Below are 7,538 nucleotides of genomic sequence, written 5' to 3'. Positions count from 1 at the left end.
CGGCGTGCGGCCGGGGCGCCCTCGTAGCGGAGCTACTTGGGCGTTTCGGCCGTGCGGCGAGCGTGCGTGCCGGGCGGGCCGGACCCGACGGGAATCGTCAGACAGGCCCTAGACGGCCGGCGCCCCTCCTCGCCGCCCGTCCTCCCGTACCCCTCCCTCCTCAGGAGCACTTCGACATGCCCAAGTCCAAGCCCGTCATGATCGTCAGCGGTGTGGTGCTGGCCGCCACGCTGCTCGGCGTCGCCTCGTACGCCGCCACCAAGCCGTCCGGCCCGTCGGCCCCGTCCGCGGCGGCCGAGGTCTCCGTCGACCCCAACGAGGGCGTCTACCCGGAGCTGGAGGCGTACGCCCGCCGGGACACTGCCGACAAGCTCGCCCTCGGCCGGGCCGACGCGCCCGTGGTCCTGATCGAGTACGCCGACTTCAAGTGCGGCTACTGCGGCAAGTTCGCCCGCGACACCGAGCCCGAGCTGATCGAGCGGTACGTGGACAAGGGCGTGCTGCGCATCGAGTGGCGCAACTTCCCGATCTTCGGCGAGGAGTCGGAGGCCGTGGCCCGCGCCTCCTGGGCGGCCGGGCAGCAGGACCGTTTCTGGGAGTTCCACAAGGCCGCGTACGCGGAGGGCGCCAAGGAGAAGGGGTTCGGCAAGGAGCGCCTGGCCGCCCTCGCGAAGGAGGCCGGCGTCCCGGACCTCGCCCGCTTCACCCGCGACACGGACGGCGAGGCGGCCAAGGCGGCGGTCCGCGAGGACCAGCAGCAGGGCTACTCGCTGGGCGCCACCTCCACCCCCTCCTTCCTGGTGAACGGCCGCCCGATCGCGGGCGCCCAGCCGATGGAGGCGTTCACCGACGCCATCGACGCGGCGGCGAAGACGGCGGCGACGAAGAAGAAGCGGGGCGGGGGAGCCAAGCCGGGCACGGACGGCCGGCCGACCGCCGGTCAGCCCGGCGCCGGGGAGACGGCGGAGTCCGGCCGGTGACCTCCGGTATCGGCTACTTCGCGGCCTTCCTCGGCGGGCTGCTCGCCCTGCTGAGCCCGTGCAGCGCCCTGCTGCTCCCGGCCTTCTTCGCGTACTCGGTCGACGGCCGGGCCCGCCTGATCGCCCGCACCGGCGTCTTCTACGCGGGCCTGGCCACCACCCTGGTCCCGCTCGGCGCGGCCGGCTCCTTCGCCGGGCGCCTCTTCTACGGCCACCGGGACCTGCTGGTGGCCGTCGGCGGCTGGCTGATCATCGCGCTCGGGGTGGCGCAGATCCTGGGCCTGGGCTTCGCGTCCCGCCGGCTGAGCGAGGCGAGCGGCCGGATCCGCCCGACGACCGCGTTCTCCGTCTACGCCCTGGGCCTGGTCTACGGCCTGGCCGGCTTCTGCGCGGGCCCCATCCTGGGCAGCGTCCTGACCGTGGCCGCGCTCAGCGGCAGCCCGGTCTACGGCGGCCTGCTGCTGGCGGTGTACGCGCTCGGGATGGCGGTCCCGCTCTTCGTGCTGGCCCTGCTGTGGAACCGCTACGACCTGGGCCGGCGGCGCTGGCTGCGCGGCCGGCCGATCCGGCTGGGGCGCCTGGAGCTGCACTCGACCTCGCTGCTCTCGGGCCTGTTCTTCATCGCGCTCGGCACGCTGTTCCTGGTCTTCGACGGGACGACCGCGCTGCCGGGCCTGCTGTCGGTGGACGCCTCCTTCGCCGTGGAGGAGCGGGTCGGCGCGCTGGGCCGCGCGGTCCCGGACTGGGCGCTGCTGGTCGCGGTCCCGGCCGTGGTGGCGGCGGGCTTCGGCGTCCGGGCGCTGCGGGCCCGGCGGCGCGAGGAGGCGTAGCGGGCGGGTACGGGGAGGAGGCCGCCGCCCTCCTCCCCGTACCAGCGTGAGTGGTTCGGCGGGGGCACACGAAGAAGGCCCCGTTCTCTCGAACGGGGCCTTCTCTCTTTGTGGCTGGGGCCGGGGTCGAACCGGCGACCTATCGCTTTTCAGGCGATCGCTCGTACCAACTGAGCTACCCAGCCACGAGACTGTTTCCAGCCTCAGCGACTCTGACGGGACTTGAACCCGCGACCTCCACCTTGACAGGGTGGCGAGCTAACCAACTGCTCCACAGAGCCATATGTTGTGCGAGAACCAGTCTCGCACAGGATTGTGCGTGCCCCCAACGGGATTCGAACCCGTGCTACCGCCTTGAAAGGGCGGCGTCCTGGGCCACTAGACGATGAGGGCTAAGGGCCCACCTGGGCGCTTTCCAGCGCGTCGGGGACGTGAGAAGCATATGGGATGGCAGGCGGTATCGCCAAAACGGTTCCCTCCGGGGGGAGAATGGGCCCGTGCTGGAGATGACGCGCGAGGAGTTCGAGGAGCTCGTCGCCGAAGCCCTGGACCGCATCCCGCCCGAGCTGACGCGGCTGATGGACAACGTCGCCGTGTTCGTGGAGGACGAGCCGTCGCCCGACGATCCCGAGCTCCTCGGGCTCTACGAGGGGACGCCCCTGACCGACCGAGGCGAGTGGTACGCCGGGGTGCTCCCCGACCGGATCACCATCTACCGGGGTCCGACCCTGCGGATGTGCGAGTCGCACGAGGACGTCGTCGCGGAGACCGAGATCACCGTGGTCCACGAGATCGCCCATCACTTCGGCATCGACGACGAGCGGCTGCACGCGCTGGGTTACGGCTGAGCCGGACCGGGCGGGGGCGTGTCCCTTGCGGCGCCCGAGGAGTTGGGCAGGGCAATGCGTTCGATCGGCTCGGTCGGCGCCCCTTTCCTGCCTGTCATGTCCTGGAGGTGCCTCCGTGCGCCATTTGCCCACCCCGGTGCGTTGGGCCGCCACCGCGTTGGCGGTCGCCGCCTGCGCGGGTCTCAGCGGCTGTATGAGTGTCAGCGACGACGGCGCGAAGCCGGCGCCCAGCAGCTCCGTGGGGAAGCGGGGCGCGGCGGCGGGCGCCGCGGAGGACGGCGGGGCGTCCGACGGCCACGGCGGGGGCGGCTTCGACCGTACGGGCCGGAGCGGGGCGGACGCGGACGGCTCGGGCAAGGACGCGCCGGTGCCGAGCGGCTCCCCGAGCGCCTCGGGCAAGCCGGGCGGCGGCGCGGGCCCCGCGGGTCCCGGCGGGCAGCCGAAGCCGGTGCAGACGCCGGGCGGCGGTACGGGCGGCCCCGGCGGCGGCGCGGGCGGCGGCTCGGGGGCGCCGGGCGGCGAGACCACCCCGCCGGTCGATCCCTCCCCTCCGGCGCCGACCACGGAGCCGAGCACGGCCCCGCCGGAGCCGACCTCCGAGCCGACCGTCAGCGAGACGCCCTCGACCACCCCTGGGGCGGACACCCACATGGGTGCCATGCGGGCCGCGGACGGCCCCGGCGAGCTCTCCGAACCGGAGGCATCGCCGCAGGCCAGGCCGGTGTGACGGAGATCGGTTTGCCTTGGGTGGGGGGGAGTGCGTATGGTGGTAGATCGTTTGATCCCATTTGCCCGGCGCCACGACCGAAGAGCGCCGTGACTGGCGCGTACTCTCCCTTGCCGTGGCTGACCGCATTGAGGCGGTCCGTAGTGCGAAACACGGAGTTGACGGGCGCGTGCCGAGACTCCGGAAGGTTTCGCATTTCGCATGTCCATTTTCAGTTCTGATCACGCCGTCCTGCCCGAGAACGAGAACGACGAGACCGTCGCCGAGGCCGTGACGGCCGAGGACACCACCGTCGTCGTCGAGGCGGACGAGCCCACCGAGATCGCGGAGATCACCGAGATCTCCGACTCCGCCGACACCGACGAGGCCGCTGAGGCCCCCGAGGCCGACGCGACCCCCGAGATCACCTTCGGCGACCTCGGTCTCCCCGAGGGCGTCGTGCGCAAGCTCGCGCAGAACGGTGTCACCACCCCGTTCCCGATCCAGGCCGCGACCATCCCGGACGCCCTGGCCGGCAAGGACATCCTCGGCCGCGGCCGCACCGGCTCCGGCAAGACCCTCTCCTTCGGTCTGCCGCTGCTCGCCACCCTCTCCGAGGGCCGCACCGAGAAGAAGAAGCCCCGCGGCGTCATCCTCACCCCGACCCGTGAGCTCGCGATGCAGGTCGCGGACGCCCTCCAGCCCTACGGCGACGTGCTCGGCCTCAAGATGAAGGTCGTCTGCGGCGGTACGTCCATGGGCAACCAGATCTACGCGCTGGAGCGCGGCGTCGACATCCTCGTCGCCACCCCCGGCCGCCTGCGCGACATCATCAACCGCGGCGCCTGCTCCCTGGAGCAGGTCAAGATCGCCGTCCTCGACGAGGCCGACCAGATGGCCGACCTGGGCTTCCTGCCCGAGGTCACCGAGCTGCTCGACCAGGTCCCGGCCGGCGGCCAGCGCCTGCTGTTCTCCGCCACCCTGGAGAACGAGATCGACAGCCTGGTCAAGCGCTACCTGGTGAACCCGGTCACCCACGAGGTCGACCCGTCCGCCGGCGCCGTCACCACCATGACCCACCACGTCCTGGTCGTGAAGCCGAAGGACAAGGCCCCGGTCACCGCGGCCATCGCCGCCCGCAAGGGCCGCACCATCATCTTCGTCCGCACCCAGCTGGGCGCCGACCGCATCGCCGAGCAGCTCCGCGACGCCGGTGTGAAGGCCGACGCGCTGCACGGCGGCATGACCCAGGGCGCCCGTACGCGGACCCTGGCGGACTTCAAGGACGGCTACGTCAACGCGCTCGTCGCCACCGACGTCGCCGCCCGAGGCATCCACGTCGACGGCATCGACCTGGTCCTGAACGTGGACCCGGCCGGCGACCACAAGGACTACCTGCACCGCTCGGGCCGCACCGCCCGTGCCGGCCGCTCCGGTGTCGTGGTCTCCCTGGCCCTGCCGCACCAGCGCCGCCAGATCTTCCGCCTGATGGAGGACGCGGGCGTCGACGCCTCGCGCCACATCGTCGGCGGGGCGGGCGCGTTCGACCCCGAGGTCGCCGAGATCACCGGCGCCCGTTCGCTGACCGAGGTCCAGGCCGACTCCGCGAACAACTCGGCCAAGCAGGCCGAGCGCGAGGTCGCCGACCTCACCAAGCAGCTGGAGCGCCTGCAGCGCCGCGCCGTCGAGCTCCGCGAGGAGGCCGACCGCCTGGTGGCCCGCGCCGCCCGCGAGCGCGGCGAGGACCCGGAGACCGCGGTCGCCGAGGTGACCGAGGCCGCCGAGGCCGAGCTGGCCGAGGCCATCGCCGCGGTGGCGGCCGAGCCGGTCCGCGAGGAGCGCCGCGACTTCGACCGTCGTGACGACCGCGGTGGCTACGAGCGCCGTGACAACGACCGCGGCGGCTTCCGCCGGGACAATGACCGTGGTGGCGACCGTGGCGGCTTCCGCCGCGACAACGACCGTCCGTCCGGCGGTTTCCGTCGGGACAACGACCGTCCGTCGTTCAACCGCGACCGTGACAACGACCGCGGTGGCTTCCGTCGCGACAACGACCGTCCGTCCGGCGGTTTCCGTCGGGACAACGACCGTCCGTCGTTCAACCGCGACCGTGACAACGACCGTGGTGGCTTCCGCCGTGACAACGACCGTCCCTCGGGCGGCTTCCGTCGGGACAACGACCGTCCGTCCGGCGGCTTCCGCCGCGACAACGACCGCCCCGCCTTCAACCGCGACCGTGACAACGACCGCGGTGGCGACCGTGGCGGCTTCCGTCGGGACAACGACCGTCCGTCCGGCGGTTTCCGCCGCGACAACGACCGCCCCGCCTTCAACCGGGACCGTGACAACGACCGTGGCGGCTTCCGCCGCGACGACCGCCCCTCCGGCGGCCACCGTGGCAGCGACCGCCCGTTCAACCGCGACCGTCGTGACGACCGCCCGTCCAGCGGCTTCCGCCGCGACGACCACCGCCCCTCGGGCGGCGGCTTCCGCCGTGACGACCACCGCCCGTCCGGCGGCGGCTTCCGCCGCGACGAGAAGCCGCGCTGGAAGCGCAACGGCTGACCGTCCGTAAGGCTCGGTAAGGCCCCGTAGGGCCGGACGAGGGCCCGCAACCGCACACCGCGGCTGCGGGCCCTCGTCGTATCGCCGCACCGGGACCGATACCCGATCGGTTTCGGGGTGGTCTCCGGCTATGCTGCACGAGAGTGCTTGTCCACGGGCCGTTAGCTCAATTGGCAGAGCAGTGGACTTTTAATCCATTGGTTGTGGGTTCGAGTCCCACACGGCCTACCAAGCGCAGCCGAGGGGATCCCCCTGACCTGCCGCGAAGCGCCCCGACCGGTTTCCGCCGGTCGGGGCGCTTCGTCATTCCGGGCGCCCGTGTGGGGTGGTGTGTGAGCGGGCGGCGCGGGGTCGGTCCTCGGCGTCGCTCTTCTTCGTCGATGTCTCGTCGATGCCTGTACGGGTGAATTCCCGGCGGTGGCCGCCACGTCCGCCGCCAGGGGGGCCGTTGAGGAGGTGAGCGACCTGATGACGGTGATTGCCCTGGGAGTGCCGATGCGTTTGCTGCTGATCCGCCATGGCCAGACGGCCGCGAACCTGGCGGGTGCCCTCGATACGGCGGCTCCCGGGATGCCGTTGACGGAGGCCGGGCACCGGCAGGCCGGTGAGCTGGTCGGGGTGCTGCGGGACGAGCGGATCGGCGCCGTGTTCGTGTCGCCGCTCACGCGGGCGCGGCAGACCGCGGAGCCGTTGGCGGCGGCGCTCGGGGCGCGGCCCCGGGTGCGTACCGGACTGCGGGAGCTGGAAGCGGGTGTCTGGGAGTGCAGCACGGCGCCCGACGACGTCAGCAGGTACGCGGCGGTCGCCTCGGCGTGGGCGAGCGGGCGGCCGGAGGTGCCGATGCCGGGGGCGGGCGACGGGACGGAGTTCCTCGGGCGGTTCGACGCGGTGGTGGCGGAGGCCGCGGCCTGCGGGGCCGAGGTCGCCGCGCTGGTGACGCACGGCACGGCCGTCCGGATCTGGTCCGCGGCGCGGGCGGCCAACGTCTGTCTGGGCTTCGTCCTGGAGAACGAGGTGCCCAACACGGGTGTCGTGGTCGTGGAGGGCACCCCGGTCACGGGCTGGCGGGTGCTGTCGTGGGCGGGACAAGAGGTCGGGGAGCGGACCGCGTCAGCCCTTGTCCTGGGCTGAGGGCTTGCGGGGAGCCGGCAGATCGGCGACGTCCTGCCCCGACAGGTCGGCGATGCGGTCCATGAGCCGCCGCGTCGTCTCCCGGAGGGCCGCCGTGGTGGGGAATCCGTCCGGACGGCGCTCGTGGCCGGGCGGCACGGCGACCGGCGGGCCGAAGCGGATCCGGACCGGGTGGCGGCGCAGTCGGGTGCTGCCGAGGGGCTGGACGCGGTCGGTGCCGGTGATGCCGAACGGGATGAGGGGGGCTCCGGTGATGAGGGCGAGGGCGGCGGCGCCGGGGCGGCCCCGGTAGAGCCTGCCGTCGGGTGAGCGGGTGCCCTCGGGGTAGAGCGCGAGGAGCTCGCCCCCGGTCAGGACGCCGGTCCCGGCGTCCAGGGTGGCGCGTGCGGCCGACGGCCCGCCGTGCCGGTCGCGCCGTACTCGGCGTACGCCGCGACGCGTCGCAGGACGAGATCAAGAAGGCTTTCCGCCGACTCGC

7 protein-coding genes and 4 tRNA genes are annotated in these 7,538 nt (G+C 73.0%); 7 read left to right on the top strand and 4 right to left on the bottom strand.

Annotated features, from left to right (window positions below):
* Positions 1-176 precede the first annotated feature (176 nt).
* Positions 177-980, top strand: a complete 804-nt coding sequence (locus AB0C99_RS39205) for a thioredoxin domain-containing protein (RefSeq protein ID WP_362485229.1) — start codon at positions 177-179, stop codon at positions 978-980.
* Positions 977-1,810, top strand: coding sequence for a cytochrome c biogenesis CcdA family protein (locus AB0C99_RS39200; RefSeq protein WP_362485228.1), 834 nt, complete (start codon positions 977-979; stop codon positions 1,808-1,810). The genes AB0C99_RS39205 and AB0C99_RS39200 overlap by 4 nt, the downstream gene beginning before the upstream one ends.
* Positions 1,811-1,921: 111 nt before the next feature.
* On the opposite strand, the gene AB0C99_RS39195 is transcribed toward AB0C99_RS39200, so the two are convergent.
* The 3 genes from AB0C99_RS39195 to AB0C99_RS39185 all read right to left on the bottom strand — a co-directional run bounded on the left by AB0C99_RS39195 (position 1,922) and on the right by AB0C99_RS39185 (position 2,203).
* Positions 1,922-1,995 (bottom strand) — tRNA-Phe (locus AB0C99_RS39195).
* 22 nt (positions 1,996-2,017) lie between these two features.
* Positions 2,018-2,091 (bottom strand) — tRNA-Asp (locus AB0C99_RS39190).
* Positions 2,092-2,130: 39 nt separating this feature from the next.
* Positions 2,131-2,203, bottom strand: a tRNA-Glu gene (locus tag AB0C99_RS39185).
* Between the two features lie 104 nt (positions 2,204-2,307).
* Here AB0C99_RS39185 and AB0C99_RS39180 point away from each other — a divergent pair.
* The 5 genes from AB0C99_RS39180 to AB0C99_RS39160 all read left to right on the top strand — a co-directional run bounded on the left by AB0C99_RS39180 (position 2,308) and on the right by AB0C99_RS39160 (position 7,060).
* The gene (locus AB0C99_RS39180) at positions 2,308-2,658 is read left to right on the top strand and encodes a metallopeptidase family protein (protein WP_351657827.1); all 351 of its coding nucleotides are present in this window, start codon (positions 2,308-2,310) and stop codon (positions 2,656-2,658) included.
* A 193-nt stretch (positions 2,659-2,851) separates the two neighbouring features.
* On the top strand, positions 2,852-3,385 hold the full coding sequence (locus AB0C99_RS39175; protein ID WP_362485226.1) for a hypothetical protein: 534 nt from the start codon (positions 2,852-2,854) through the stop codon (positions 3,383-3,385).
* A gap of 201 nt (positions 3,386-3,586) precedes the next feature.
* Positions 3,587-5,929 carry a DEAD/DEAH box helicase gene (locus AB0C99_RS39170; protein ID WP_362485224.1) on the top strand — a complete coding sequence of 781 codons (2,343 nt, stop codon included), beginning with the start codon at positions 3,587-3,589 and terminating at the stop codon, positions 5,927-5,929.
* Between the two features lie 155 nt (positions 5,930-6,084).
* Positions 6,085-6,160: transfer RNA gene (locus AB0C99_RS39165), tRNA-Lys, on the top strand.
* Between the two features lie 237 nt (positions 6,161-6,397).
* Entirely contained in the window at positions 6,398-7,060 is a 663-nt protein-coding gene (locus AB0C99_RS39160) for a histidine phosphatase family protein (protein WP_362485223.1), read from the top strand.
* Here the strand turns inward: AB0C99_RS39160 and AB0C99_RS39155 are convergent.
* Positions 7,040-7,414, bottom strand: coding sequence for a lysophospholipid acyltransferase family protein (locus tag AB0C99_RS39155; protein ID WP_362485231.1), 375 nt, complete (start codon positions 7,412-7,414; stop codon positions 7,040-7,042). The two genes, AB0C99_RS39160 and AB0C99_RS39155, sit on opposite strands and share 21 nt — an antisense overlap.
* Between the last annotated feature and the right edge of the window lie 124 nt (positions 7,415-7,538).

The organism is Streptomyces sp. NPDC048659 (assembly GCF_040650575.1).
GTDB lineage: Bacteria > Actinomycetota > Actinomycetes > Streptomycetales > Streptomycetaceae > Streptomyces.
This window is presented reverse-complemented; position numbering and strand designations above follow the sequence as displayed.